This is a genomic window from Chitinophaga sp., from assembly GCF_039596455.1.
GTDB lineage: Bacteria > Bacteroidota > Bacteroidia > Chitinophagales > Chitinophagaceae > Chitinophaga.
The window spans coordinates 1,473,766-1,500,491 of record NZ_JBCNJR010000001.1; the positions used below are offsets into that span (position 1 = coordinate 1,473,766).

Below are 26,726 nucleotides of genomic sequence, written 5' to 3' on the forward strand. Positions count from 1 at the left end.
TGGAGGCGCCGCCTTTTTTTTTAAAGCATCATGATTCCGGTACTGCCCCAGTCTTGTTTCAGGAAATTTGAAAGTTCAACTTTCAAATTTCACGATTTTGATAAACAAGGCAGTTTAATGATTCTTCATTAATTTAGCCTAATCAGAGAAACCACCATGCAGTCCATCTCCCGAAAGAAAATATTTTTCCCGCTCAACCCGGCCTTCAGGAAATACCTGAAGCTCTACGAACGTGAGGTGCAGCTGCCCGTTTCTTACGAGGAACTGAAGTACTATGATTACGGCATCCCGCTGTATGACAAGGCCGGCAAAGACACCCTCTGGGAATCTGTGCTCTACCCCCAGAGCATGACGCCCGCGCTCCACGCCGGCCTCAAACGCATCTACTCCATCATGAAAGCCGGGGGAGACCAGGCAGCGGAAGAGCATCTGCATATTGAGCGCATAGACTATTGCACCTTCGGCAACTCCCATCCTTTCCGGATCAAGATCGTCAACAACTACAATGAGGTATACGACTATTTCTACATCAAAATAGCCGATGCCTCCCGTATCTACGGGCTGGAGCTGGAGCACATCCTGTCTCCCTACTGGATGAACTTCCTGGTAGACGGCAACACCCTCGTAGAAGAACATATTGCCGGCGTGCCGGGAGACCAGTTTGCCAAAGACTACCTGTACCGGCCCGAGTTCAACCCGCGGCGTATCGCAAAAGAGTTCGTGAAGTTCAACGAGCGCTGCTTTGTGCGCCTGCTGGGAGATATGCGTTCCTATAACTTCATTTTCGACATCACCCCTGACTTTGATGACGTGCAGTTCCGCATCAGGGCCATAGACTTTGACCAGCAATTCTACGAAGGCAAAAAAACGCTGTACATGCCGCAGTTCTTCAAGGAGAACCGGGTGTTCGTAGAGCTGGCCATGAAGCACCTCAACGCGGAGGTGGTGAAGCAGTACCAGCAGGAAGAGCGTTCCCTGATTGCCCGGCGCATCAAGGCGCAGCGGCACCGCATCAAAGACCTGCGGGACGTGATCATGACAGACCGTGTATCCTTCCCTGAAAAGATCAGCCAGCTGGGGGAAGAGCTGGCGCAACATTATCATGATCCCGTTTTTGCCCGCTGCCGCACCATGGGAGAGATCATAGAAAGGAGCCTGAAACGCCTCCTGGTCAGCAGCTTGCGATAAATATAAATAACTATCTTTGACAGGTTATGGAGTTCAAATTGTTTTACCATTTCGGCAGGTACCTGATGATGCTGAAAGGGATGTTCTCCCGCCCGGAGAACTTCAGGATGTACTGGAAGGAATTTATGCATCAATGCGTGGAGATCGGCATCGGTTCTCTGGGCATTGTGGTGATCATTTCCCTTTTCCTGGGTGCGGTAACCACCGTACAAACAGCTTACCAGCTGGTAAGCGGCTTCATCCCCAAATCTGTAATAGCGCAGGTAGTGCGTGATACCATTATCATAGAGCTGGCCCCCACCATGGTATGTATCGTACTGGGCGGTGTGGTAGGTTCCAAAATTGCTTCCGAGCTGGGCAATATGCGCATATCCGAACAGATAGACGCGCAGGAGATCATGGGCATCAACACCAAGGCTTACCTCATTCTTCCCAAAATACTGGCCGCCATGGTGACCATTCCCTGCCTGGTGGTGATTGCCGCTTTCCTCGGCATCTTCGGCGGCCTGGAAGCGGGCAAGCTGAGCGGCATCATCTCCCACGAGCAGTTCATGGAGGGCCTGCGTGCTTCCTTTGACGGGTACAACGTATTTTTTGCTCTCAGCAAGGCCTATACGTATTCTTTCATCATATCCAGCATTCCCGCCTACTACGGCTACAACGTAACCGGCGGCGCGCTGGAGATAGGACGGGCCAGCACCACCGCGGTAGTGGTGAGCTGCGTGCTCATCCTTTTTGCAGACTACGTGCTGGCGGCCATTTTGCTCTAACAAATTTTGAAGACGGAGTTATGATAGAACTGAAAAATATCAGGAAAAGCTTTGGAGAAAAGGAGATACTGAAGGACGTGTCTTTAAAGATGGAAGCCGGCAAAACCAATCTCATCATAGGCGCCAGCGGCAGCGGTAAAACGGTGCTGATGAAGTGCATGGTGGGGCTGATGAGTGTTGACAGCGGGCAGGTGATCTACAATAATGAAGATTTCACCGCCATGACAGACAAGGAAAAGAAACCCATCCGGCAGGAAATAGGCATGCTGTTCCAGGGCTCCGCCCTCTTTGACAGTATGACGGTGGAGCAGAACGTGATGTTCCCGCTGGACATGTTTTCCAATAAAAGTTACAAGGAGCGCAAGAAGCGCGTGCAGGAAGTGCTTGACCGCGTGCAGCTGAAAGACGCCAACAACAAGTTTCCCGCGGAGATCAGCGGCGGTATGAAAAAACGGGTAGGCATTGCCCGCGCCATAGTGCTCAACCCCAAGTACCTGTTCGTAGATGAGCCCAACTCCGGCCTTGACCCGCAAACATCCCTCGTAATAGATAAACTGATCAAAGACATTACGGTAGATTTTAACATCACCACCGTGGTGAACACCCATGATATGAACACCGTAATGGAAAGCGGTGACCATATCATCTACATGCACCAGGGCAAAAAGCAGTGGGAAGGCAGTAACGAAGACATCATCTTTTCTGATGACAAGCTGCTGAACGATTTCATTTTTGCCTCGGAGTTCTTCCAGGACATCAAGGAAATGCGCAAAATGGAGGTGTTCCGTGACAAGGCCTGGCGGAAAAAAGGGGGAGAAGCTTCATCAAATAGTTAATATTCTTCAACTATCAGGGCTATCCTTTTCTTTTTAGCCATTATCTGTTATTTTTGCCCCACCTTAACGTAAATTAATTAAATCAAGCGCGATGAGTGTTTTAGTAAATAAGCATAGTAAAGTGATTGTGCAGGGATTTACCGGTACCGAAGGTACTTTCCATGCCACCCAAATGATTGAGTACGGCACCAACGTGGTAGGTGGCGTAACGCCCGGCAAAGGCGGCAGCTCCCACCTGGACCGCCCGGTATTCAATACTGTGGCTGATGCCGTAAAGGCCACCGGTGCGGATGTGTCCATCATTTTTGTGCCCCCGGCATTTGCTGCGGACGCCATTATGGAGGCCGCTGACGCGGGCATCGCGCTGGTAGTTTGTATTACGGAAGGCATTCCTGTACAGGACATGGTGAAAGCCAGGAATTACCTGAAAGCATACAGCACCCGCCTGGTTGGGCCTAACTGTCCCGGTGTGATCACCGCGGAAGAGGCCAAAGTAGGCATCATGCCCGGCTTTATCTTCAAGAAAGGCCGTGTGGGCATCGTTTCCAAATCTGGCACCCTCACTTACGAAGCGGCAGACCAGGTGGTGAAAGCCGGCCTGGGCGTATCTACCGCCATCGGTATTGGTGGAGACCCCATCATCGGCACCCCCACCCGTGACGCAGTGGAACTGCTGATGAACGATCCTGAAACCGATGCCATCATCATGATAGGCGAGATCGGCGGCAGCATGGAAGCTGAAGCAGCCCAGTGGATCAAGGAGAACGGCACCAAACCCGTGGTAGGCTTCATTGCCGGCCAAACAGCGCCTCCGGGCCGCCGTATGGGCCACGCCGGCGCCATCATTGGCGGTGCGGACGATACTGCCGCCGCTAAAATGAAGATCATGCGCGAATGTGGTGTTCACGTGGTAGACAGCCCGGCAGACATCGGCAAGAAAATGGCAGAAGTACTGAAAGGCAAGGCTGTGCCCGCCTGATAACATATTGCTGAAAAAGCGCGTCCCCGCTGCCGGAAGGCGGCGGGGACGTTTTGTTTTGCGCCCGGTATATTACTTTTGAGCCTTCAACCATGCATTCATACGACTATATCATCATAGGACAGGGCATTTCCGGCACGGTGCTCAGCTGGCAGCTGGTGCAGGCAGGGCAGCGGGTGCTGGTGTATGACGATGGGCGGCCGGGTACCGCCTCCCGCACGGCCGCAGGCATCATCAACCCCGTATCTGGCCGCCGTTTTGAGCTGGCCTGGCTGTACGATATTATTTATCCCGAAGCGGAGCGCTGCTACCGGGCCATGGAAAAGGAGCTGGGCATAACCTGCTTTCATGAGCGGGATATCTGGAGCGTGTGGCCGTCTGCACAGATGCAGGAGGCGTTTGAGCGTGAAGTGTCTGCACAGCCGGCCGGCTACATGTTCAGGCCCGCCGCCCCCCGCTACGAAGGTTTGTTGCACCAGCCCCACGGCGCCGGCATCATCAAAGGCGCCAATGTACAGCTCAACCACCTGTTGCCCGCCTGGCGGGCATGGCTGCAGCACAGGGGCCTGTTGCGGGAAGAACGGTTTGACATATCCGTACTGGAGATGAAGGAAGGAAGCGTGCAGTATAAAGACGCAAGCGCCAGGGCCGTAATCTTTTGCGAAGGCGTGGAGAGCCCCGCCAATCCATATTTTACCGGGCTGCGGTTTTTGCCGAACAAGGGCGAAGTGCTGCTGGTGGAGATCCCGGGCTTGAACGCCACAGACATCATCAAAAAAAGCATTACCCTGGTGCCGCAAAACGGCCATACCTGGTGGGCAGGGGCCACCTTTTCCTGGGATTATGCAGACGCCCTGCCCGGCGCGGCGGCACGCGCCTCCCTGGAAAATAGCCTGCAACAGTTGTTACGCATCCCCTACACCGTAAAAGACCATATAGCAGCCGTACGCCCCTCCGGCATGGACCGGCGGCCCTTTGTAGGCATGCACCCCCGCTTCCCGCAACTGGGCATTTTCAACGGCATGGGCTCCAAGGGCTGTTCCCTGGCGCCCTGGGCCGCGGGCCAATTCTGCAGGTACCTGCTGCAGGGGGAGCCGCTAAGGCCTGAAATTGATATTAAACGGTATTTTAATGCTTTGAGGTAGAATTTCAGGCATTCATATCTTATCTTTGACCTCCTTTATTAAAAGAATCAGAACAAATGTACAGATCGCACACATGTGGTGAATTGCGCATGGAACATGCAGGCCAGCCCGTGACGCTGGCGGGTTGGGTGCAAACCGTCCGCAAGTTTGGAAGCATTACGTTTATAGACCTGCGTGACCGCTACGGCATTACGCAACTGCTGCTGGGCGAATCGCTGAACGCGCAGCTTGACCAGCAGCCCCTGGGCCGGGAGTTCGTATTACAGGTGAAAGGGACCGTAACCGAACGTACCAACAAAAACCCCAACATCCCCACCGGCGATGTGGAAATAACCGTTTCGGAATTTACCGTGCTGAACGGCTCCAAAACGCCGCCCTTCACCATCCAGGACGATACGGACGGTGGTGACGAGCTGCGCATGAAATACCGCTATCTCGATCTGCGCCGCAACCTCGTGAAACAGAACCTGACCCTGCGCTACCGGGTAAACCGCTCCGTGCGGAACTTCCTGGACAGCCGCGGGTTTATGGACATAGAAACGCCCTACCTCATCAAATCCACGCCGGAAGGGGCCCGGGACTTTGTGGTGCCGAGCCGCATGAACCCCAACCAGTTCTATGCCCTGCCCCAGTCTCCCCAAACCTTCAAGCAGCTGCTGATGGTGAGCGGGTATGACCGGTACTACCAGATAGTGAAGTGCTTCCGGGATGAAGATCTGCGGGCAGACCGCCAGCCGGAGTTTACACAGATAGACTGTGAAATGAGCTTCGTGGAGCAGGAAGACATCCTCCACACCTTCGAGGAAATGACCAAACACGTGTTCCGGGAAATCAAAGGGATCGAGTTCAATGAGCCCTTCCCCCGCATGACCTGGGACGATGCCATGAAGTACTATGGTAACGACAAGCCGGATATCCGCTTCGAGATGAAGCTGACAGACCTGGGCGAGACCGCCCGTGGCAACGGCTTCAAGATATTTGACGAAGCGGAGCTGGTAGTAGGGATCAATGCCGCAGGTTGCTCTGAATACACCCGCAAACAGCTGGATGAGCTGACGGAGTGGGTGAAGCGCCCGCAGATAGGCATGAGCGGCCTGATTTACGTGAAGTACAACACAGACGGCTCCCTGAAAAGCTCTGTAGACAAGTTCTTCAACGAGCGTGGCCTGAAGCTGTTTGCAGAGCAGTGTAACGCCAACCCCGGAGACCTGATACTGATACTGGCGGGTAAGGAAGAACGCACCCGCAAGGCCATGAGCGAGCTGCGCCTCGAAATGGGAGAACGCCTGGGCCTGCGCAATAAAGACGAGTACAAACCCCTCTGGGTAATAGACTTCCCCCTGTTCGAGTATGCGGAGGAAGAGAACCGCTGGGTAGCCCGCCACCATCCTTTCACCGCACCCAAGCCGGAACAGCTCCACCTGATGGACGACCCCTCCAAATTCGGGCAGATCAAGGCCAATGCGTATGACATTGTGCTGAACGGTACCGAAATAGGCGGCGGCTCCATCCGTATTTTCCAGAAAGACCTCCAGGAGAAAATGTTTTCAGCTTTGGGCATGAGCAAGGAAGAAGCGCAGCATAAGTTCGGCTTCCTGCTGGGCGCTTTTGAGTACGGCGCCCCGCCCCATGGCGGCATTGCCTTCGGCTTTGACCGCTTCTGCTCCCTGCTGGGCGGCAGCGAAACCATCCGTGACTTCATTGCCTTCCCGAAAAACAACTCCGGCCGCGATGTTATGCTGGACGCTCCCAGCGAAATTGACCAGGTGCAGCTGGATGAACTGAAATTGTCCCTGCTGAAATAGGCGGGTCAGAATACTGTAACACCGGCCCGGAGCAGATAGCTTCGGGCCGGTGTTTTTAGTCTTAACCAGGTCTAACCTAGGTGTGATATAGGTCTGATATAGGTCTAACATAGGTCTGATATAGGTCTAACATAGGTCTAACATAGGTGTGATATAGGTCTGATATAGGTAGGAACTAGGTCTGACATAGGTACTGGCTGTGTGAACCTATATCAGGGCAAGACCGTTCAGGCAGGATTAATATCCAGCCTGTAAAGGCAAAGCCGTATTAACCTATTCCGCTGTAAAGTTTTTTCAGGATAAGACAAGGATAAGACACTTGCACGTTGCTAGCACCTTACTCCCACCTTACTCCGTAGTAACCCCCACCATACTCCCAGTATACTCCCAGGATAGTGCATAGGGAGTGCGTGTTTTAGGCATAAACGCAAAAAAGGGAAACAATCAACCAGCACATTATCAATCAATTAGGCCCGTTTTTTCGCAAAATGACCCTTATTTTGACGCACTCCGGTACCGAAAACAGGACTGTAACGGTTATCCACAGCATAACTTTTCCACTTTATGACGACTTCCAACTGAATATCATCGTTTTCATGGTAAAATAGTATCGGATAATTGATGAATTATAACTTATTAACATATCAATTACAATTCATGTTTGCGTTTTGTCTTAATATTGCCCCGTGAATCCCGACCGGTGCAGATAGGTAGATTTAAAAGAACAGCATGTTTTTAGTTAAAAGAAGAAACCTGTTGCTCAGCGGCTTGCTGGTATCCGGCCTGGCCGCTTCGGCACAGAAAACGCCCCAAAAGTACTTGGCACAATTTGAGCCCGTTGCAGTTAACCTCATGAAAGAAACCGGTGTTCCGGCCAGTGTGATACTGGGAGTGGCCATGCTTGAATCAGGCATGGGCACCAGCAAAAACGCCCGCCTGCTGCGTAACCATTTTGGTATAGTAGGCAAAAACAACCTGGCCAAAAGAGGCGGCACCTACCGCTCCGTATACCGCGAGTTTGCGTCAGATACGGCCTCTTACCGGCAGTTCGTGAAGCTGGTCATGAAACGTAGATGGTACGCCGGCATGAAAGGGAACGATGATTACAGCGCCTGGCTGGCCAAACTGATCCAGTCTGGTTACTCCTCAGCCGGGCAGATATGGGTAAACAGGGTATCAGGCATGATCAGGCGGTATAAATTATATGAACTGGATGATGAATTAAAGCTGGCAAAACAATAGATTTGCAGCTTAACTGTTACGGTTATACGTAACACGTTGCAATACGCCTACTTATGCCCTCCGGAAACAAACATCCCTACCCGTTCCTGATTACCCTCGGCACATTGGGCTGCCTGGGGCTGTTGTCGCTTTTTAATAATTCCTTTTCGGTAGCGGGCCATACCCTGCGCCCGCTTGACGTGCTGGCAGACCTGCGGGCCGTAGAGGCGGCTCCGGCAGACAGCGTAGTGGTGGCGGCAGTGCCCGATTCCGCAGCCGGCTCTCTTGAGCGGCCCGTAGACTATACCAGCTACACCGGCATTCTCAATTACGGCTATAACAACGGGCGGCAGGGCGCCGGCCTGAAAAATTTTATAGATGCGCTCCGCGCCCTCCGGGCGGGCCACCGCAAAAAAGTGCGTATTGCTTACTTCGGAGATTCCATGATTGAGGGAGACCTCATTACGCAAGACCTTCGTGACAGCCTGCAGGCCAATTTCGGCGGCAAGGGCGTAGGGTATGTGCCGGCCACCTCCGTGGTATCGGGTTTCCGCACCACCATTGCCCACAGCTTTTCTGAAGACTGGATGGATTATCATTTCAAGAACACCCCTCCGCCCGGCACGGAGCTGGGTATTTCCGGCCATGTGTTTGTGCCCGCCCCGCAAAGCTGGGTACGCTACCAGCCGGTGAGGCGCAAGCGGCTGAACGAGTTTAACGAAGTAAGCCTGCTGTACGGTCGCGGCAGCGGAGATGTAAGCATCAACCGCCGCCCCATCAAACTGCAGGGGCAGAAAGGCATCAACGCGTATACTTTTGTGACAGACAGCACAGAAAGGGCCATCACCCTGCGTTTCAACAGCGAAGGCGCGGCGCCCTTTTACGGGGCCTGCTTTGAGAGCAGCAACGGCGTGTTCCTCGATAACTATTCTTTCCGGGGCATCAGCGGCATAGAGCTGGGCAAGCTGAGCCGCCGCGTCTGGCAAGATATGCAGGCTGTACGCCCGTACGATCTGATAGTATTGCATTACGGCGCCAACGTACTGTTCCTGCCTGAAAACACCCGTTTTGACTGGTACGAGAAACCCATGGTGAAAGTGGTAGATTCCCTGCGGCGCATGTTCCCTGAAACGTCTATCCTCATCGTAGGCACGGCAGATAAGGCTTACAAGAAAAAAGGACGGTACATTACGGCGCCCGGGGTAAAGGCGCTTATGAAAATACAGCACAGCTTTGCCGAATCAAGAGGCATGGCGTACTGGAACCTCTTTTCCGCCATGGGTGGGGAGGGGGCCATGGCGCGCTGGGTAGAGGGAGACACCGCGCTGGCCAACCGTGACTATACGCATTTCAACTTCAGGGGCGCATCAAGAATAGGGGCGCTGTTGTATAAAGCCATTATGGATGAATATGAAGACGGCCAGATGTAAGGCGGCCGTTTTGATACTGCTGCTTGTTGCGCTGCAAGGCAATGCCTCGGCGCAGCGCAAGTTCCTGTATAACGATACGGCGCTGTACCGCTTCTACGCATTGCTGCAGCAGGCAGACAGCCAGGTAGTGCGCATCCTGCACCTGGGAGACTCCCATGTACAGGCCGGTTTTTTACCGGCCGCCGTGGCAGCGCCGCTGAAAGCCAAATTTGGTGATGCCGGCCCCGGCTGGGTGTTTCCCTACAACCTGGCGGGTACCAACGGGCCCAACGGCTACCGCTGGAGCAGCAATGTACGCTGGGAAGCCGAGCGGGCGGTGGAAAAGGGCAACAGTGTAATGGAGAGTCCTTCGGGGATGTTCATCCGCAGCAGCCATAGCGCTCCGGTGCTGACCTTCAGCAGCAACCCCGCCATGCCGCTGCGCAGCGCTGCCTGTTTTTATAAGGGGCCGGAGATGGTTGTAACAGGAGAGCATGCCGCGGCCGGAGGAAAGGCCGGTGAGGCAGGGGCCGGAGAGAGCAAGAGGCCTTACGTGCGGGGCGAACAAGCTTCGGGTGAAAGCACCAGGCCTTCCACGGAGAACGGGGAAGACGCCGGTGAAAGCAGCGCGCCTTCCATGCCGGAAAATATTAACCGCACTCTCATTGAATGGGACACCGCCGTTTCCGCCTTCTCCCTCCGCTGGCCCGGCGCAGTAACGTTTTACGGGGCGGTGCTGGCAAACGGGGAGCCCGGCGTTTTGTATCACGGCATTGGCGTAAACGGGGCGCAGTTTGCGCACTACAATAAACCGGGAGAAGCAGTGGCGGCGCAAATGAAAGCACTGGCCCCGCAGCTGGTTATATTGTCTCTCGGCACCAATGAAGCCTTTGGCGGTGTGAGCGCCGCGCAATTACGGCAGGAAATGGGAACCACTGTGGCCGCCATCCGGCGGCACGCCCCGGAAGCCTGCATCCTGTTCACCACCCCGCCCTCCGGCATGATGAAAAAGCGGCAGGTGCCTTACCGTAAAAAGGGCTCGCGCCGGGTGTACTACCGCACCACCTATGCGCGCAACCCGCAGGTGGCCGTTATCAGGGAGGCCATGGTGCAATACTGTAAAGAAAAGGGCTTTGCCTGGTGGGACCTCTACCAGGCCATGCCGCAAGATAAAAGGTTTGCCCGCGCCTGGAGCGGAGACCGTGTACATTTCAACGCCTATGGATACACCCTGCAGGGCACGCTGCTGTATGAAGCGCTGGAGGCAGGCTATTCCGCTTTTAACCGTTAACAGATGTCTTTTGTAGAAAACCTGGCCAAACAACTGCTGTACGATCCTGAGGAGCCCATCCTCTTCAACAGTGCGTTTTTCCTGTACTTTTTTGCGGCCTTCCTGCTGTGTTACCAGCTGGTGCGCAACCACGAACGCGGCCGCGTGTGGGTGTTCACGCTGTTCTCCCTGTATTTTTTTTACAAGGCCTGCGGAATGTTTGTGGGCCTGGTGATTCTCAGCGCCATTGTAGATTTCTACCTCAGCAACCGCATATACCGGGAAGAGAAGGAACGCACACGCCGCGGCCTGCTCTGGTTCAGTATCGTGATCAACCTGGGCATGCTGTTCTACTTCAAGTACACCAACTTCTTTATAGACATCATCAACGGCATCAGCAGCGGCCATATCAGTCCGGTCAACATCCTGCTGCCCATCGGTATTTCATTCTATACTTTCGAGAACCTCAGCTACACCATAGACGTGTACCGCAGGGAAATAAAACCCGTAGGGCGCTTCCTGGACTATCTTTTTTTCCTGTCTTTTTTCCCGAAGCTGATGATGGGCCCCATTGTGCGGGCGGCAGACTTCATTCCGCAGATATACAAACCCTACGTGCTCACGCGGGAAGATGTGGGCAAAGGGTTGTTCCTGATCATGGGCGGCCTGTTCAAGAAAGTAGTGATCTCCGATTTCATTTACCAGAACTTTGTACAGTATATTTTTGACGACCCTACCCGCTACACCGGTATTGAATGCCTCTTTGGCGTGTACGGCTACGCCCTGGTGATCTATTGCGATTTTTCAGGGTATTCAGATATGGCCATCGGCATTGCCCGCTGGATGGGTTTTGTGATCCCTCCCAATTTCGCCAGGCCCTATCAAAGCAGCTCCATCACGGAGTTCTGGCGCCGCTGGCACATCTCCCTTTCCTCCTGGCTGCGGGATTATGTGTACATTCCCCTGGGCGGTAACCGCAAGGGCAAATGGCGGCAGCATCTCAACCTGATGCTCACCATGCTCATCGGCGGCTTCTGGCACGGGGCCAGCTGGAACTTTATTTTCTGGGGCGGCGTGCACGGCGCGGCGCTGGGGCTTGACAAACAATGGAAAAAGCTGGGCCTGCACAAAAACGCCACCGGCCTCAAAGCCCGGCTCTGGAAAATTGGCGGCGTGCTTTTCACCTTCCACCTGGTGTGCTTCTGCTGGGTGTTCTTTAAATGCGAAACTTTCAGTACCGCCGGTAACCTGCTGCACCAGGTGGCTTTCAACTTCCAGGGCGGCCTGGGCCTGCAATTGCTGCAGGCATACCCAAAGGTGTTTGTGATAATGGGCATCGGATACCTGCTGCATTTTCTGCCTGAAAGGGCGGAGCGCCAGGTGGAAACGGGCCTGGTAAAGCTGCCGCTGTGGGGCAGTGTGGCCGTACTGACCCTCTTCATCTGGTTCCTCAACGAAGTAAAGACCCTGGAGCCCATGCTGCCCATCTACCTGCAATTTTAAAGGTGTTGATATAAATCCAAAGTACATACTAAAATAATTACATGTGTATGCGTTTTACTGATAATAAGTGACTAACTTTGCGACCTAACTTTTGTCATTCAAAGTAAAACTTATGCGTACTGTTACACTGAGGAGAGTAGTGATCACCGGAATGGGAGCAATCACACCGATTGGTAATGATGTAAACACGTTCTGGAATAACATGAAAGCCGGGATGAGTGGTGCGGGCCCTATTACCAAATTCGATACCACTGAATTCAAAACAAAATTTGCCTGTGAACTGAAAGGACTTGATATAGATGCATTCATAGAAAAGAAGGAAGCGCGTAAGATGGACACCTTTACGCAGTATGCCATGGTGGTGGCCCAGGAAGCCATCCAGAGCAGCGGGGTAGACCTGGAGAAGATCGACCGCAGCCGTTTTGGCGTGATCTGGGCATCCGGCAACGGGGGTATGCAAACCTTCGAAGACCAGATAGTGGAATTTACGCAGGCCAACTTTGTGCCCAAATTCAGCCCCTTCTTCATTCCCCGCCTTATTTCAGACATTGCTGCCGGCCAGATCGCTATTAAATATGGCCTGATGGGCATCAACTATTGTACCGTGTCTGCCTGCGCTTCTTCCAACAGCGCGCTGGTAGATGCATTCAACTATATCCGCCTGGGCAAGGCCAACATGATCATGGCCGGCGGTTCAGAAGGCCCCATTACCCGCGCAGGCATTGCCGGGTTTAACGCCCTCAAGGCGCTCTCTACCCGTAATGACGATGCCGTGCATGCTTCCCGCCCGTTTGACAAAGACCGGGACGGTTTTGTGATGGGAGAAGGCGCCGGCGCCATCATACTGGAAGATTATGAGCATGCCATTGCCCGCGGCGCTACCATCTACGGAGAAATGGTAGGCGGCGCCATGAGCTGCGATGCATATCACCTCACGGCTACCCATCCCGAAGGCGCAGGCGCGCAGCTGGGCATGAAAGAAGCCCTTGACGATGCCGGCCTGAAGCTGGAAGATGTGGATTACATCAACGCGCACGCCACTTCCACCCCGCTGGGAGATGTGAGCGAGCTGAAAGCCATCAAGGCCCTCTTTGGGGAACATGCTTCCAAGCTGAACATCAGCGCCACCAAATCCATGACCGGCCACCTGCTGGGCGCTGCCGGCGCTATTGAGGCCATTGCCTGCATCAAAGCCATACAGGACGATGTAGTGCCTCCCACCATCAATACCACCGAGCCGGGAGAAGACATTCCCGCAGGCCTGAACCTGACCATTGGCAAAGCGCAGCAACGTGTGATCAACGTTGCGCTGAGCAACACCTTCGGCTTTGGCGGGCACAACGCTATTGCTGCTTTTGCAAAATTCAAGGGGTAGTTTTTATCCTGACAGATACTGTAAACGGAGGCCTTATGGCCTCCGTTTTTTTTGCTGCCGTCTTTGTGTAATGCGTGTGTTTTCCATACGCTGCCCCAACGGCCTCCGTTCCTTGCATCCCCAGCCTCATACGTATGTCAAAAAATAATATCCGCGTTAGCTCTCACTGCTGCCAACCTGCTGCCATTCTGCTGTTCAAGCTCTTCCGGCCCGTTTTTATTTTTCATTCAACCCACAAAAGCGTAGTTTAGTATCTTGAATTTCGTGTTCGGGAACTATATGGCAAAGCAAAAGCAACAAACAGCAGAAAAACCCGCTCCAGTGGCCGCTCAGGAAGAAATGATAGAGGTGTACGGCGCCCGTGAGCATAATCTTAAAAATCTTGACATCCGCATCCCCAAGAACAGCCTGGTGGTAATTACCGGTATCAGCGGCAGCGGCAAGTCTTCCCTGGCCTTTGATACCATCTACGCCGAAGGGCAGCGCCGGTATATGGAAAGTTTTTCCGCCTATGCGCGCCAGTTCATTGGAGACATGGAACGGCCGGATGTGGACAAGATCATGGGGCTTTCTCCCGTGATCTCCATTGAGCAGAAAACTACCAATAAGAACCCGCGTTCTACCGTAGGCACTATTACAGAGATATATGACTTCCTGCGCCTGCTCTACGCCCGTGTGGGAGAGGCCTTTTCCTATAACACCGGCAAACGCATGACGCGTTTTTCCGAAGAGGAAATACTGGCGCATCTGTATTCGCATTACCCGAAAAAGAAACTGGTGATACTGGCCCCCCTGGTGCGCGGCCGCAAAGGGCATTACCGGGAGCTGTTTGAGCAGGTGAGAAAACAGGGCTACCTCAAGGTAAGGGTAGACGGAGAAGTGCTGGATCTCAAGGAGCGCATGCAGGTAGACCGTTACAAGATACATGACATTGAGCTGGTGATAGACCGCGTACAGGTACAGGAAGACGCCCGCACCCGCATCAGCCAGAGCGTGCAGAAAGCGCTGCAGATGGGCAAGGGGCTGATGTTTGTGATGGACCATGACACGGCAAAGGTATCTCAGTACAGCCGCCAGCTGATGTGTGAGGATACGGGCATTTCTTATGAAGAGCCGTCTCCCAACACCTTTTCTTTCAACTCCCCCTATGGCGCCTGCCCCCGCTGCAAGGGGCTGGGCACCATTTACCAGATCAATATGGACGAGGTGCTGCCTGACCGCAGCAAATCCATCAACGAAGGCGGCCTGGTGCCCCTGGGTGAAGCAAGAGATACTTTTACTTTTAAACAGGTACAGCAGCTCGCCAGGAAATACAAGTTCTCGCTTTCCGCCCCTATCGAAAAAATACCGGAAAAGGCCATGAACGTGCTGCTGTTCGGTGACGAGAACGGCAAGCTGGAAGTAGACATGGGTTTTGACGATAACGGCGGGGAAATGTACGCCACGGAGTACGAAGGGGTGGTGAACATGGTGCGCCGCTACTTTAACGATTCCTCTTCAGATGCCGTACGCAGCTGGGCGGAAGGTTTCATGCAGCTTTCCACCTGCCCTGAATGTAACGGCAGCCGCCTGAAAAAGGAAAGCCTGATGTTCAAGGTAGACGGGAAAAATATTTCGGAGCTGGGAGACATGAACCTCAACGGCCTGGCAGCCTGGTTTGCAGACATAGAGAAACGGCTTGATAACAAGCAGAACGTGATTGCCAAAGACGTGCTGAAAGAAATACGGGAGCGGCTGGGCTTTTTGCTGGACGTGGGTTTGACCTACCTCACCCTCAACCGCCCCACGCGTACGCTGAGCGGCGGAGAATCTCAGCGCATCAGGCTGGCCACGCAGATAGGCTCCCAGCTGATGGGCATCACCTATATTCTTGACGAGCCCAGCATAGGCCTGCACCAGCGGGACAACATGCGGCTGATAGAGGCCCTGCGCAACCTCAAAACCATGGGCAACACCGTGATAGTGGTAGAGCACGATAAAGACATTATGCTCAGTGCAGACCACCTGATAGACATCGGCCCCGGCGCGGGTATACACGGCGGCAGCGTGGTGGCCCAGGGCCGCCCTGCTGATATGCTGAAGCTGGGCACGGCCACGGCCGGCTACCTCAACGGGCGCCGGGAAATACCCGTGCCGGAAAAGCGCCGCAAGGGCAACGGCAAGTTCCTGGAGCTGAAAGGCGCCAGCGGCAACAACCTCAAGAACGTGAACCTGAAGCTGCCGCTGGGCGTGTTTATTTGCGTTACCGGCGTGTCCGGCAGCGGCAAGTCAACCCTCATCAACGAAACATTATACCCTATTCTCTCCCGTCATGCGTATGATTCCAAGCTGGTGCCCATGCCTTACAAAAGCATCAAGGGGCTGGAGGAAATAGACAAGGTGATAGAAATTGACCAGTCGCCCATAGGCCGCACGCCGCGCAGTAACCCGGCCACCTATTGCGGCTTTTTCACGGAAATAAGGCAGCTGTTTGCCGCCGTGCCCGAAGCCAAGATAAGAGGCTATAACGCCGGTCGTTTTTCCTTTAACGTTAAGGGCGGCCGCTGCGATGTATGTGAAGGCGCAGGCGTACGGGTGATAGAAATGAACTTTTTGCCGGATGTGTACGTGCATTGCGAAAAATGCAACGGCCGCCGCTACAACCGGGAAACGCTGGAGATACGTTATAAAGGCAAATCTATTTCAGACGTGCTGGACATGACGGTGGAAGAGGCCGTTGAGTTCTTCCAGCCGGTGCCCTATCTTTACCGCAAAATAAAAACCCTGCAGGATGTAGGGCTGGGGTACATCACCCTGGGGCAAAGCGCGGTGACGCTGTCCGGCGGCGAGGCCCAGCGCGTGAAGGTGGCCACGGAGCTGTCCAAGAAAGACACCGGCAAAACCATCTACATCCTGGATGAGCCCACCACCGGTCTGCACTTCCAGGACATTCAGCTGCTGCTGAACGTGCTGAATAAACTGGTGGAAAGAGGCAATACCGTACTGGTGATCGAACATAACCTGGACGTGGTAAAGGTGGCGGATTACGTGGTAGACCTGGGGCCCGAAGGGGGCGAAGGCGGAGGCCGCATACTCTGCACCGGTACGCCGGAAGAAGTAAGCAATTGCAAGGAAAGCCATACCGCCGTATTTTTGAAAAAAGAACTGAAGAAATAGACCGCTGTGCCAACAATGCGCCATATGAAATATTTTCTGCTGATTGCCGGCCTGCTGCTGGCGGGCCTTACGGCGTGTGACGATGATACCAAGGTTTGTGATACGGACACGCGCACGGAGCTGCGCGTAGCATTTGTATATTTCAGGGATTCCACAGACCTGGAAAGGGATACCATTTTCCCGAAGGTAACCTTCGGCGCGCTGAACAAAGACACCATATACCGCCGGCAGCCCAGCCTCACGGGCCTGCAGTTCCAGCTGGACAGGGTGGCAGACAGCAGCCGGTTTTACCTGCAAACAGATTCTACCGCCGCTATAGATACCATTACTTTCCGCTACAGCCGCCAGCCAAAGTTTGTATCTGCCGGCTGCGGCGTGGTGATGCATTATCACCTGGACACCGTTTTTTCTACCCGGAGGGTGATCAGGCGCATACAGATCAATCAACCGGCCATAACCACCGTCAATGAAAAGAATGTCACGCTCCATTTTTAGTACCCTGCTGCTCTTGCTCACCCTTGGCGCCGCTGCCCAGGAGGCGCAGAAGCCCAAAAAGGATACCGCAAAGCCGGTGACCATGATGGTGCCCGCGGGCCTGCGCATAGGGCTGGATATTTCCAGGATAGCCGTGCATTATTTTCAGCCCTACCGTACAGACGTTACCGTTAACCTGGATGCGCGGTATAACGACCGCCTGTACTTTGCGTCAGACCTCAGTTATAACCGCACGTCTCACGAAGACGAGAATTATACCTACCGCAGCAGCGGCATAGGCCTTACGCTGGGCATCAACTACAACTTCCTGAAAAGGCAGGTGCCGAAAGAGAACTTCATGATCTACGGCGGGGCCCGCTACGGCCTGGCTTTTTACAGCTATGAAGTGCCGGAGTACCATGTTTCCAGCGATTATTGGGGGAACTATACCGGCAGTGTGCCTAAAACCAGCCAGCTGGCCCACTGGTTTGAGCTGACGGTAGGCATCAAGGTAGAAGTGCTCAAAAATTTCTACCTGGGCTGGAGCCTGCATGAAAGGCTGCTCATCAGCCGCAATGTATCCAAACAAGATTTTCCGCCGCTGGTGATTCCCGGCTATGGCAAGGGTTACAAGAATAGCAGCTTTGACATGCAATACTCCGTTGCGTACCTCATACCGCTTTACAAGGTAAAACAGGCCATTAAGTTATAGCATGAAATGCAAACGCCGGGAACTGGTCCCGGCGTTTGCGTAATATGTTCTGTGAGATGTATTATTCCTGGTCAAAGTTTTCGGGGGCTGCGCCGCGGTTGCCGCTGTCTTGTCCGCCGCCGTCATAACCGCCGCGTTCCGGGCCGCGGTCATAACCACTGCCACCACGGTCATATCCGCCACGGCCGCCTTCATATCCGCCGCCGCCACGGTCGTACCCGCCGCGTCCGCCACCACGGTCATAGCCGCCACCGCCTCCGCGGTTGTAGCCTCCGCCGCTGCCGCCACGGTCGTACCCGCCGCCGCCGCCACGGTCATATCCGCCGCCACCGCCGCGGTTATAACCTCCTCCTCCGCCCCCACGGTCATACCCGCCGCGGCCGCCGCCGCCTCCGCGGTTGAAACCACCGCCACCGCCGCGGTTAAAGCCGCCACCGCCACCGCGGTTGAAGCCCCCGCCGCCACGGCCGCCGCCAAAGCCGCCGCGCTGCTGCTTTTTCTCTATGCCCCAGAGGTAGCCCTCCCGGTAACGGATAATGCCGCGCGGGTCAGTACTGAACTTGCCCCAGGCAAAACCGGCGCCTACCGGCTGGTTCCGCAGGTCCCCGATGTAATAGTTGTACGGCAGCTGCTCCGCAAAGGCGCGCAGCTCCTCATCTTCAGAATAACGGGCTTCATCACGGGGAATGAGGCCGTCTTCGCGGTTCCAGATATCGTTCACCACTATTTCGTGCACCATGTCAATGCTCGATTTACGGGTTTCTTTACCGTACTCGTGCAGCTGCTGCAGGAATTCCGTGAGGTTTTCAGATTGTTTCACAATAACGGCAGGGTCTGTACATACATAGAACACACTGCCCCAGTTACCCTGGCTGTCTACGTCCAGCACCCAGTAGTTGCCGTAACCGTCACCGGCAATGCGGATAGAGTTGGGGATGAGGTTATAGATCTCAAAATCGCGGGTGCCGTCAAAGGTGATAGCGTCCAGGCCGTAAAAGAGAAAGCCGCTGCTGAACTGTAATAGTTCCCGTATTTCTTCGGGAATATGTTTGGTGCGCAGGTGTTTCGCTATGGTGTCAATTTCCTGGTCAGATAAACCAGGCATCAATTCTACGGTATATTCTTCCTGTTTGTTGGTTTGATACTTCTCATGCAGCATCGTATTCAACTGTTCGAGTGGCCTCATTGTATATGTAATATATTTTAAAAATTGTCTTTTACGCCGGAGTTCTGATCATTTCTATATGCGGGATGTCATCTTCCAGGTACATTTCACTGCTTTTTACAAAACCCAGGGATTCATAAAATCGTTGCAGGTACAGTTGTGCGCCAATCTTAACCGGTATTTTACCCCAATGCGTCTCAAGCGTTGAAATGGAAAACTGCATCAAGATACGCCCAATTCCTTTATTTCTTGCAAAAGGTGCTGTAACAACCCTCCCGATGGCTGCCATATCGAACTTGACACCCGGCGCAAACAACCTTGTGTAAGCGGCCAGCCGCCCGTCTATCCACCCCATTACGTGTATAGCTGCCTGGTCTGCGTTATCCATATCAAGATACGCACACTTTTGTTCCACTACAAATACTTCGCTCCTCAGCCGCAGCACCTGGTATAGTTCCTCCGCGCTTAATTCGTTGAATTGCTTGATTTTCCAATCAATATGCATGCATTCGTTTTTTGGGGGAAGCCCACACTTTTAATACAATTTTATGCTATTGCCGTTATGATTTATCAAAGAGGTTGCCGAAATTGGGCACGGAAACCACTTTTTTTGAATTCAATCAGCGGCATGCTACCATTTCTGTCCCTGGAGCACGTTACCGTGCGCCATCTTGATAAAACGCTTTTCCACAACCTTTCCTGGCAGATCAATACCGGGGAGCACTGGGCCATTACGGGCAACAGCGGTTCCGGTAAAACCAGCCTTCTGCACACAATTCTTGGCAAAAATAATGTTATCAATGGCAGTATCCGACATTATTTTTACGACCGCTACCGGCAAACGCATGAAATTACGGACCCGTATTTCAATTATCGCCGCCTGATTGCCATGGTAGGGCATCATCACGATTTCCGCAACCTGTCTCATACCACGGATTTTTACTACCAGCAACGTTTTAACAGCATGGATTCCGGAGATGCGCCCACCGTGAACGAGTATCTCGAAGGCCGCGCCGCAGACCCTGAGCTGGCGCCCCTGCAGGTGGCCGGGCTGGCAGACAAGGAGCTTATCAAGCTGTCTAACGGGGAAACCCGGCGGGTGCGCATTGCCGGGGCCCTGCTCAGGAAACCCGCCCTGCTGCTGCTGGACAATCCTTTTATTGGCTTGGACGTGCAGGCCCGCAAGGCCTTTCATGGCATTGTAGACCATGTAGCGCAATCAGGCACCACCGTAGTGCTGGTTACTTCTCCCGCTGAAATCCCTCCCGTTATTACCCATGTGCTGCACCTGGAAGAAGGCCGCATTGCCGGCGCCTATACGCGGGAGGCCTTCCTGGAGCAATACCGGGAAGAAGAGCAGCCCGCCGCAGGCCTGCAAATAGACCCCGCCCTGCTGGCCGGCCTCATTGCAGACGCACCGGCAGCCCGCTATGAGCACATGGTGCGCATGGAGAATATTTTTGTGAAGTATGGGGAGAACGTGATACTGGACGGTATCAACTGGACCATCCGCCCCCACGAGCAGTGGGCCCTGCTGGGGCCTAACGGCTCCGGCAAATCTACCCTGCTGAGCCTCATCAATGCAGACAATCCCCAGGCCTACGCCAACAAGATTGAGCTGTTTGACCGCCGGCGCGGCAGCGGGGAAAGCATCTGGGACATTAAAAAGAAAATAGGCTTCGTCTCTCCCGAACTGCACCAGTATTTTAAATCAGACGCTACCTGCCTGCAGGTGGCGGGCTCCGGTTTTTTTGATACTATCGGCTACCTGCGTACCTGTACGCCGGAGCAGCTGCAGAAAGCGGAAGGCTGGCTGAAGGTGCTGGAAACAGACAGGTTTGCGCACGAAAAATTCCAGCAGGTGCCGGAAAGCGTGCAGCGCCTGGTGCTGCTGGCCCGCGCGCTGGTAAAGAACCCGCCCCTCCTCATTTTTGATGAACCCTGCCAGGGGCTTGACGCGCACCAGAAAAATCATTTCAAGAGCGTGGTGGAAGAATTGTGCCGCCACCTGCCCGTTACCCTCATTTATGTAACCCATTATGAAGAAGAGCTGCCTTCCGGCGTACGGCATTTTTTACGCATACGGAACGGTAAGATGATTTAAAGTGATATCTTTATCCATATTCTTAAAACCTCATATATTATGTACCCTCAAAAGTGGCGCATTGCCCTGACCGCCTTGTTTGTTTGCGGCGCCATGGCAGTAATAATATCTGCCTGCAGCACCAAAGCAAAAGAAATGAACCCCGCGTTTGCGAAGTACATTGAAGCGTTTACTTCCGGCGTGATCTCCAAACAAAGCGCCATCCGCATACAGCTGGCCGGAGAAGTGAATGTGACCCATGCGCAGAACGAGCCGCTGGAAGACGATGTTTTTTCCTTCAGCCCCTCCATTAAAGGCAAGGCCTATTGGGTAGATGCCACCACTATTGAGTTCAGGCCGGAGAAAAACCTGGAGCCGGGCCGGGCTTATACCGCAAAGTTCAGGCTGGGCAAGGTGATGAGCGTGCCCTCGGAACTGAAAACATTTGAATTTGATTTCCAGGTGATCAAGCCCTCCTTTGAAGTGGAGCTGTACGGCCTCAAATCTGCCGGCAACAGCGGGGAGAAAATGGTGCTCACCGGCGCCGTGTACACCGCAGACGCGGAAGAGGTGCAGGTGGTGGAGAAGCTGGTAACCGCGCAGTATGCCGGCAGCAATATTACCTGGCAGCACGATGCGGCCAACAGGCTATACCGGTTCACCGTCAACAATATTGCCCGCAAATCTGCCGAAGCCACGTTGAAAATAGGGTGGAACGGCCAACCCATTGGCGCTGATGACGTTAAAGACGAAAGGGAGATCAAAGTGCCGGCAGTGGGTGATTTTAAGGTGCTGGACATAAAACCCATGTATGATCCGGAAGATTATGTGCTGGTGCAGTTCAGCGACCCTGTGAACCAGGGCCAGAGCCTGGACGGCCTCATAGGCATCAGCGGGGCCAGTGACCTGCGGTATACCGTTGAAGGCAGTGAAGTGAAAGTGTTCACCGCACAGCGCCTGGAAGGCAATTACACCGTAGTGGTGAATGAAGGCATTCTCAACGCCTTCGATAAACGGCTGGAAAAATCTTTCACCGGCAGCGTGAACTTCGAGAACCGCCTGCCCTCCGTGAGCATTCCCGGCAAAGGCGTGATCATGCCGCAGAGCGGCAAGCTGGTGATGCCTTTTGACGCCGTAGGCCTCAAGGCGGTAGACGTGATGGTGATCAAGATATACGAAAACAATATTCCTCAATACCTGCAGCGCAACAACCTTAACGGAGATAACGAAATACGGCGTGTAGGCAGGCCAGTGGCCGTGAAAACCATCCGGCTGGACGCAGACCGGTCTGTTAACCTCCATAAGCGCACCCGCTTCAGCCTTGACCTGGAGCAACTGGTGAAAGCGGAGCCGGGCGCCATTTACAGGGTCACCATCGGTTTCAGAAAGGAATATGCGGTGTATGCCTGCAAGGGAACGGCTGGAGAACAAGGTGAGGACGAAGGAAGCGAAAGTGAAGACGACGGCGAATACTACGGCGAAAAGATAGATGAGGAAGATGCTTTCTGGCAGCGGTATGACAGCTACTACCCTTACGGCTACCGCTGGTCTGACCGGGATAACCCCTGCACCAATTCCTATTATAACAAAGAACGATGGGCCTCCCGCAACATCATATCTTCTAACATAGGCCTGATAGCCAAGCGCGGGAATGATAACAGCATGGTAGTGGCCGTTACAGACATCCGCGATGCCAAACCCCTTTCCGGGGTGGAGCTGGAGTTGCTTGACTACCAGCAGCAGGTGATCTTTTCCACCAAAAGCGACGGAGACGGTTTTGCGAAGTTTGAACTGAAACGCAAGCCTTACCTGCTGGTGGCCAAACGAGACGGTGAGCGCGGCTACCTCAAGCTGGATGATGGCAGCTCCCTGCCCCTCAGCCGTTTTGATGTAAAGGGCGAAGAAGTGCAGGAAGGCATGAAAGGATTTATATACGGAGAACGCGGCGTATGGCGCCCCGGAGATTCCATATACCTGACGTTCATGCTGGAAGACAAAGACAGGAAACTGCCGGCCAACCACCCCGTGATGCTGGAGCTGTATAACCCTAAAGGGCAGTTGTACAAACGTATCAACCAGCACCAGTCGCTCAACGGGTTTTACAACTTCCACACCGTTACAGAGCCGGAGGCGCCTACCGGCAGCTGGCTGGCCAAGGTAAAAGTAGGCGGCGCGGAGTTCAGGAAGAACGTACGTATAGAAACCGTGAAGCCCAACCGCCTGAAAGTAAAGCTGGATTTTGGCAACAAAGATTACCTGGTGAAAGATGAAGGCCCGAAGGGCACCCTCACGGCGGCCTGGTTGTTCGGCGCGCCGGCCCAGAGCCTCAAGGCCAAGGTAGACGTATCGCTCACGGCTGCCGCCACGGCCTTTCCCAAGCTGGACGGCTACCATTTTGACGACCCCACAGAGCGCTTCAGCGCGGAGAACAAAACTATTTTTGACGGCAGCCTCAGCGCAGACGGCAACGCCCCCGTGGCCGCCAATATACCGGTAGGCGAGCGCGCCCCCGGCGTGCTGAAGGCTAACTTTGAAGTGAAAGTATTTGAGCCCGGGGGAGATTTCAGCATAGATCATTTTTCCATGCCCTACCATGTGTTTGACTCTTACGTGGGCGTGGCCGCGCCGGAAGGAGACCGCCTCACCGGCATGCTGGTAACCGGTAAAACGCACCAGGTGAGCATTGTGAACGTAGACCCTTCCGGCAAGGCTATTGCCGGCAGCCGCAATGTAGAGGTGCAGTTGTACAAGGTGCGCTGGCGCTGGTGGTGGGATGAGAGCGAGAATGACTACAGCAATTTTACAGACGATAATTACAACCAGCTGCTGCAAACCAGAACAGTTACGCTGCAGAACGGTAAAGGCACCTGGCCCCTGCGCATAGACCAGCCCGAATGGGGGCGCTACCTCATCCGCGTAAAAGACCTGGAAAGCGGCCACATCACCGGCCAGAGCGTGTACATAGACTGGCCTGACTATGCGGAGCGCCTGCAGAAGGAGAACCCCGCGGAAGCCGCCATGCTGGTATTTACATCAGACAAAACCAAATACAAGGTAGGAGAGGAAGTAACGCTCACCATTCCCAGCAGCGAAGGCGGCCGCGGCCTCATCAGCATCGAGTCCGGCAGCAAGGTGCTGAAAACGGACTGGATAGGCACGCAGAAGGGCCAAACCGTGTACAAGTTCAAGGCAGACAAAAACATGGCGCCTAACATATACGTGAACGTGAGCCTGCTGCAGCCGCATGCGCAAACGGCCAACGACCTGCCCATCCGCATGTACGGCACCATTCCCGTACTGGTAGAAGACCCCTCCACCATTCTTAAACCACAGGTAAGCCTGCCCGCTACCCTGCGGCCCGAAACGGAAGCGGCCATCACCGTGTCGGAGGCGTCCGGCAAAGCTATGACCTATACCATTGCATTGGTAGATGAAGGCCTGCTGGACCTCACCCGCTTCAAAACCCCTGACCCTCACAGCGCCTTCTACGCCCGTGAAGCCCTTGGCGTAAAAACCTGGGACCTCTTTGATTACGTGCTGGGCGCCTGGGGCGGAGACCTGGAGCGGATACTGAGCATTGGCGGTGACGAAGGGCTGAACAAGAACGCCAGCACCGCCAAGGCCAACCGGTTCAAGCCGGTAGTGAAATTCATGGGCCCCTATTACCTGAAGAAAGGAGCTAAAGCCACCCATAAAATGCAGTTGCCGCCCTACATAGGTTCGGTAAAAGCCATGGTAGTTGCCGGGCAAGACGGGGCTTACGGCTTTGCGGACAAGACCGCTGCCGTTAAAAAACCGCTCATGCTGCTGGCCACGGTGCCAAGAGTACTGGGCCCCGGAGAAACCATACAACTGCCCGTTACCGTGTTCGGCCTGGAGCCGCATGTGCGGCAGGCCAGCGTAACGCTCAGCTCCAACCCTTACTTTGAAGTAGTGGGAGAAACCACCAAACAGGTGAGCTTCCCCAAACCCGGAGAGCAAATGGTATACTTTGATGTGAAGATCCGCCAGCAGGTGGGCATCGGTACGTTCAAGGTAGTAGCCACCAGCGGTAAGGAAAGGGCGGAAGAGAATGTGGAGCTGGATGTGCGCAATCCCAACCCCTATCTCACCAACGTAATGGAACAAACGCTGGAGCCCGGCGCATCGTGGAACACCGCGTTTGCGGCCGTGGGGATGACCGGCACCAATACCGGCGTGCTGGAAGTATCTACCATTCCCGCCATGAACCTCGGCAAGCGGCTGGAGTACCTTATTCAATACCCGCACGGTTGCCTGGAGCAAACTACTTCTTCCGTATTCCCGCAGCTGGCCCTTTCTCAGCTGATGGACCTCAGTGAGCGCCAGGCCGCGGAAGTAGACCGCAACATCAAGGCGGGCATTAACCGCCTGAAAGGCTACCAGCTGACGGATGGCGGCATGGGCTACTGGCCCGGCGCATCTGAAGCCAATGAATGGAGCACCAACTACGCCGGTCATTTCATGCTCGAAGCGCAGGCGCGCGGCTACACGCTGCCGCCCGGTTTCCTTGACCTGTGGAAGAAATACCAGCGCAATAAAGCCGTAAGCTGGTCTCCCTCCAGCTATACTTATTACGGCGGAGACCTGGTGCAGGCCTATCGTTTGTACCTGCTGGCCATGGCCAAAACGCCGGAGCTGGGCGCCATGAACAGGCTGAAAGAATTCCAGCATCTATCCGTACCCGCCAGGTGGCGGCTGGCCGCGGCTTACCGCCTGGCCGGGCAGGTGGAAGCAGCCAACACGCTAGCCAAGGGCCTGAGCACCGACGTGCAGCCGTATGCGCAACTCAGCGGTACCTTCGGTTCAGACCTCCGCGACAAGGCCATGATACTGGAAACGCTCACCATACTGGGGCAGCGCAATGCGGCCAACGGGCTGGTGAAACAGATTGCAGCAGAGCTGGGACGGGATTACTGGTACAGCACCCAGTCTACCGCCTACAGCCTGATTGCCATTGCCAAATACTGCGGTGAAAACAAGGCTGCCGGTAAAATGACTTATACTTACCGTCTGAACGGCGCTTCAGGTAATATCAACAGCGCCTCATACATAACGCAGACGCCCGTCAATTTCAATACGCTCAACGGCAATGTGAGCCTGCAGAACAAAGGCCAGAACGTACTGTACGCGCGGCTCATACTGCGCGGCCAACCGGAAGCAGGGCAGAACCCGTATGCAGACAACAACCCGGAAATACTTGACATGCATGTGCAATACACCAGCCGTAACGGCCAGCCGGTAAACCCGGAGCAGCTGCGGCAGGGAACAGACTTTGTGGCCACCGTAACGCTGAAGAACCCCGGCAAACGCGGGTTCTATGAGAACATGGCCCTAACGCAGGTATTCCCGTCAGGCTGGGAGATCATCAACACCCGGCTCATCGGCAATGACAGCACCATGCGCTCATCTCCCTACACTTACCGTGACATCAGGGATGACCGCGTGTATACTTATTTCAACCTGGAAGAAACCAAAATGGTTACTTACCAGGTGCTGCTGAACGCCGCTTACCTGGGCCGGTACTACCTCCCGGCAGCTTCCTGTGAGGCCATGTATGACAACAACATTCATGCGTTTGTGCCGGGCAAGTGGGTGGAGGTAACGAAGTAGCGTG

The 26,726-nt window shown here is 54.3% G+C and carries 18 protein-coding genes; 16 read left to right on the forward strand and 2 right to left on the reverse strand.

What is annotated here, in order from left to right; all coding sequences use genetic code 11:
• The first annotated feature begins 156 nt into the window (after positions 1-156).
• From ABDW36_RS06195 to ABDW36_RS06260, 14 genes are all read left to right on the forward strand, one after another.
• Complete coding sequence (locus ABDW36_RS06195) at positions 157-1,188, forward strand: hypothetical protein (RefSeq protein ID WP_343701008.1); 1,032 nt, start codon at positions 157-159, stop codon at positions 1,186-1,188.
• A gap of 26 nt (positions 1,189-1,214) precedes the next feature.
• The gene (locus ABDW36_RS06200) at positions 1,215-1,958 is read left to right on the forward strand and encodes an ABC transporter permease (protein ID WP_343701009.1); all 744 of its coding nucleotides are present in this window, start codon (positions 1,215-1,217) and stop codon (positions 1,956-1,958) included.
• A 20-nt stretch (positions 1,959-1,978) separates the two neighbouring features.
• Positions 1,979-2,794 carry an ATP-binding cassette domain-containing protein gene (locus ABDW36_RS06205; protein WP_343701010.1) on the forward strand — a complete coding sequence of 272 codons (816 nt, stop codon included), beginning with the start codon at positions 1,979-1,981 and terminating at the stop codon, positions 2,792-2,794.
• A gap of 91 nt (positions 2,795-2,885) precedes the next feature.
• On the forward strand, positions 2,886-3,773 hold the full coding sequence (gene sucD / locus ABDW36_RS06210) for a succinate--CoA ligase subunit alpha (RefSeq protein WP_343701011.1): 888 nt from the start codon (positions 2,886-2,888) through the stop codon (positions 3,771-3,773).
• 92 nt (positions 3,774-3,865) lie between these two features.
• Entirely contained in the window at positions 3,866-4,918 is a 1,053-nt protein-coding gene (locus ABDW36_RS06215; RefSeq protein ID WP_343701012.1) for an FAD-dependent oxidoreductase, read from the forward strand.
• Positions 4,919-4,974: 56 nt separating this feature from the next.
• On the forward strand, positions 4,975-6,723 hold the full coding sequence (aspS, locus tag ABDW36_RS06220; protein ID WP_343701013.1) for an aspartate--tRNA ligase: 1,749 nt from the start codon (positions 4,975-4,977) through the stop codon (positions 6,721-6,723).
• 729 nt (positions 6,724-7,452) lie between these two features.
• Positions 7,453-7,965 carry a glucosaminidase domain-containing protein gene (locus tag ABDW36_RS06225; RefSeq protein ID WP_343701014.1) on the forward strand — a complete coding sequence of 171 codons (513 nt, stop codon included), beginning with the start codon at positions 7,453-7,455 and terminating at the stop codon, positions 7,963-7,965.
• Between the two features lie 53 nt (positions 7,966-8,018).
• Positions 8,019-9,374, forward strand: a complete 1,356-nt coding sequence (locus ABDW36_RS06230) for a hypothetical protein (RefSeq protein ID WP_343701015.1) — start codon at positions 8,019-8,021, stop codon at positions 9,372-9,374.
• Positions 9,355-10,644, forward strand: a complete 1,290-nt coding sequence (locus ABDW36_RS06235; protein WP_343701016.1) for a GDSL-type esterase/lipase family protein — start codon at positions 9,355-9,357, stop codon at positions 10,642-10,644. The genes ABDW36_RS06230 and ABDW36_RS06235 overlap by 20 nt, the downstream gene beginning before the upstream one ends.
• 3 nt (positions 10,645-10,647) lie before the next feature.
• Positions 10,648-12,126, forward strand: a complete 1,479-nt coding sequence (locus tag ABDW36_RS06240) for an MBOAT family O-acyltransferase (RefSeq protein ID WP_343701017.1) — start codon at positions 10,648-10,650, stop codon at positions 12,124-12,126.
• A gap of 112 nt (positions 12,127-12,238) precedes the next feature.
• A complete protein-coding gene (gene fabF / locus ABDW36_RS06245; RefSeq protein WP_343701018.1) occupies positions 12,239-13,501 on the forward strand; it encodes a beta-ketoacyl-ACP synthase II in 1,263 nt (420 codons plus the stop codon).
• A 339-nt stretch (positions 13,502-13,840) separates the two neighbouring features.
• The gene (gene uvrA, locus ABDW36_RS06250) at positions 13,841-16,657 is read left to right on the forward strand and encodes an excinuclease ABC subunit UvrA (RefSeq protein WP_343701703.1); all 2,817 of its coding nucleotides are present in this window, start codon (positions 13,841-13,843) and stop codon (positions 16,655-16,657) included.
• A 24-nt stretch (positions 16,658-16,681) separates the two neighbouring features.
• Positions 16,682-17,152, forward strand: a complete 471-nt coding sequence (locus tag ABDW36_RS06255; protein WP_343701019.1) for a DUF6452 family protein — start codon at positions 16,682-16,684, stop codon at positions 17,150-17,152.
• Positions 17,124-17,843, forward strand: coding sequence for a DUF6048 family protein (locus tag ABDW36_RS06260; protein ID WP_343701020.1), 720 nt, complete (start codon positions 17,124-17,126; stop codon positions 17,841-17,843). Before ABDW36_RS06255 ends, ABDW36_RS06260 begins: the two co-directional genes overlap by 29 nt.
• Before the next feature lie 61 nt (positions 17,844-17,904).
• On the opposite strand, the gene ABDW36_RS06265 is transcribed toward ABDW36_RS06260, so the two are convergent.
• Together ABDW36_RS06265 and ABDW36_RS06270 are read right to left on the reverse strand one after the other, a co-directional pair.
• The gene (locus tag ABDW36_RS06265; protein ID WP_343701021.1) at positions 17,905-19,029 is read right to left on the reverse strand and encodes an SMI1/KNR4 family protein; all 1,125 of its coding nucleotides are present in this window, start codon (positions 19,027-19,029) and stop codon (positions 17,905-17,907) included.
• Positions 19,030-19,060: 31 nt separating this feature from the next.
• On the reverse strand, positions 19,061-19,513 hold the full coding sequence (locus ABDW36_RS06270; protein ID WP_343701022.1) for a GNAT family N-acetyltransferase: 453 nt from the start codon (positions 19,511-19,513) through the stop codon (positions 19,061-19,063).
• A gap of 123 nt (positions 19,514-19,636) precedes the next feature.
• Here ABDW36_RS06270 and ABDW36_RS06275 point away from each other — a divergent pair, with 123 nt between their 5' ends.
• Positions 19,637-21,112: an ATP-binding cassette domain-containing protein gene (locus ABDW36_RS06275; protein ID WP_343701023.1), complete on the forward strand. Its 1,476-nt coding sequence runs from the start codon at positions 19,637-19,639 to the stop codon at positions 21,110-21,112.
• Positions 21,113-21,151: 39 nt separating this feature from the next.
• Complete coding sequence (locus tag ABDW36_RS06280) at positions 21,152-26,722, forward strand: MG2 domain-containing protein (protein WP_343701024.1); 5,571 nt, start codon at positions 21,152-21,154, stop codon at positions 26,720-26,722.
• Positions 26,723-26,726: the final 4 nt, after the last annotated feature.

What these genes read in the sequence shown, in the direction of transcription:
- ABDW36_RS06195 (WP_343701008.1), top strand. Translation starts at nt 157, where the DNA reads ATGCAGTCCATCTCCCGAAAGAAAATATTTTTCCCGCTCAACCCGGCC.
- ABDW36_RS06200 (WP_343701009.1), top strand. Translation starts at nt 1,215, where the DNA reads ATGGAGTTCAAATTGTTTTACCATTTCGGCAGGTACCTGATGATGCTG.
- ABDW36_RS06205 (WP_343701010.1), top strand. Translation starts at nt 1,979, where the DNA reads ATGATAGAACTGAAAAATATCAGGAAAAGCTTTGGAGAAAAGGAGATA.
- sucD (WP_343701011.1), top strand. Translation starts at nt 2,886, where the DNA reads ATGAGTGTTTTAGTAAATAAGCATAGTAAAGTGATTGTGCAGGGATTT.
- ABDW36_RS06215 (WP_343701012.1), top strand. Translation starts at nt 3,866, where the DNA reads ATGCATTCATACGACTATATCATCATAGGACAGGGCATTTCCGGCACG.
- aspS (WP_343701013.1), top strand. Translation starts at nt 4,975, where the DNA reads ATGTACAGATCGCACACATGTGGTGAATTGCGCATGGAACATGCAGGC.
- ABDW36_RS06225 (WP_343701014.1), top strand. Translation starts at nt 7,453, where the DNA reads ATGTTTTTAGTTAAAAGAAGAAACCTGTTGCTCAGCGGCTTGCTGGTA.
- ABDW36_RS06230 (WP_343701015.1), top strand. Translation starts at nt 8,019, where the DNA reads ATGCCCTCCGGAAACAAACATCCCTACCCGTTCCTGATTACCCTCGGC.
- ABDW36_RS06235 (WP_343701016.1), top strand. Translation starts at nt 9,355, where the DNA reads ATGAAGACGGCCAGATGTAAGGCGGCCGTTTTGATACTGCTGCTTGTT.
- ABDW36_RS06240 (WP_343701017.1), top strand. Translation starts at nt 10,648, where the DNA reads ATGTCTTTTGTAGAAAACCTGGCCAAACAACTGCTGTACGATCCTGAG.
- fabF (WP_343701018.1), top strand. Translation starts at nt 12,239, where the DNA reads ATGCGTACTGTTACACTGAGGAGAGTAGTGATCACCGGAATGGGAGCA.
- uvrA (WP_343701703.1), top strand. Translation starts at nt 13,841, where the DNA reads ATGATAGAGGTGTACGGCGCCCGTGAGCATAATCTTAAAAATCTTGAC.
- ABDW36_RS06255 (WP_343701019.1), top strand. Translation starts at nt 16,682, where the DNA reads ATGAAATATTTTCTGCTGATTGCCGGCCTGCTGCTGGCGGGCCTTACG.
- ABDW36_RS06260 (WP_343701020.1), top strand. Translation starts at nt 17,124, where the DNA reads ATGAAAAGAATGTCACGCTCCATTTTTAGTACCCTGCTGCTCTTGCTC.
- ABDW36_RS06265 (WP_343701021.1), bottom strand. Translation starts at nt 19,029, where the DNA reads ATGAGGCCACTCGAACAGTTGAATACGATGCTGCATGAGAAGTATCAA.
- ABDW36_RS06270 (WP_343701022.1), bottom strand. Translation starts at nt 19,513, where the DNA reads ATGCATATTGATTGGAAAATCAAGCAATTCAACGAATTAAGCGCGGAG.
- ABDW36_RS06275 (WP_343701023.1), top strand. Translation starts at nt 19,637, where the DNA reads ATGCTACCATTTCTGTCCCTGGAGCACGTTACCGTGCGCCATCTTGAT.
- ABDW36_RS06280 (WP_343701024.1), top strand. Translation starts at nt 21,152, where the DNA reads ATGTACCCTCAAAAGTGGCGCATTGCCCTGACCGCCTTGTTTGTTTGC.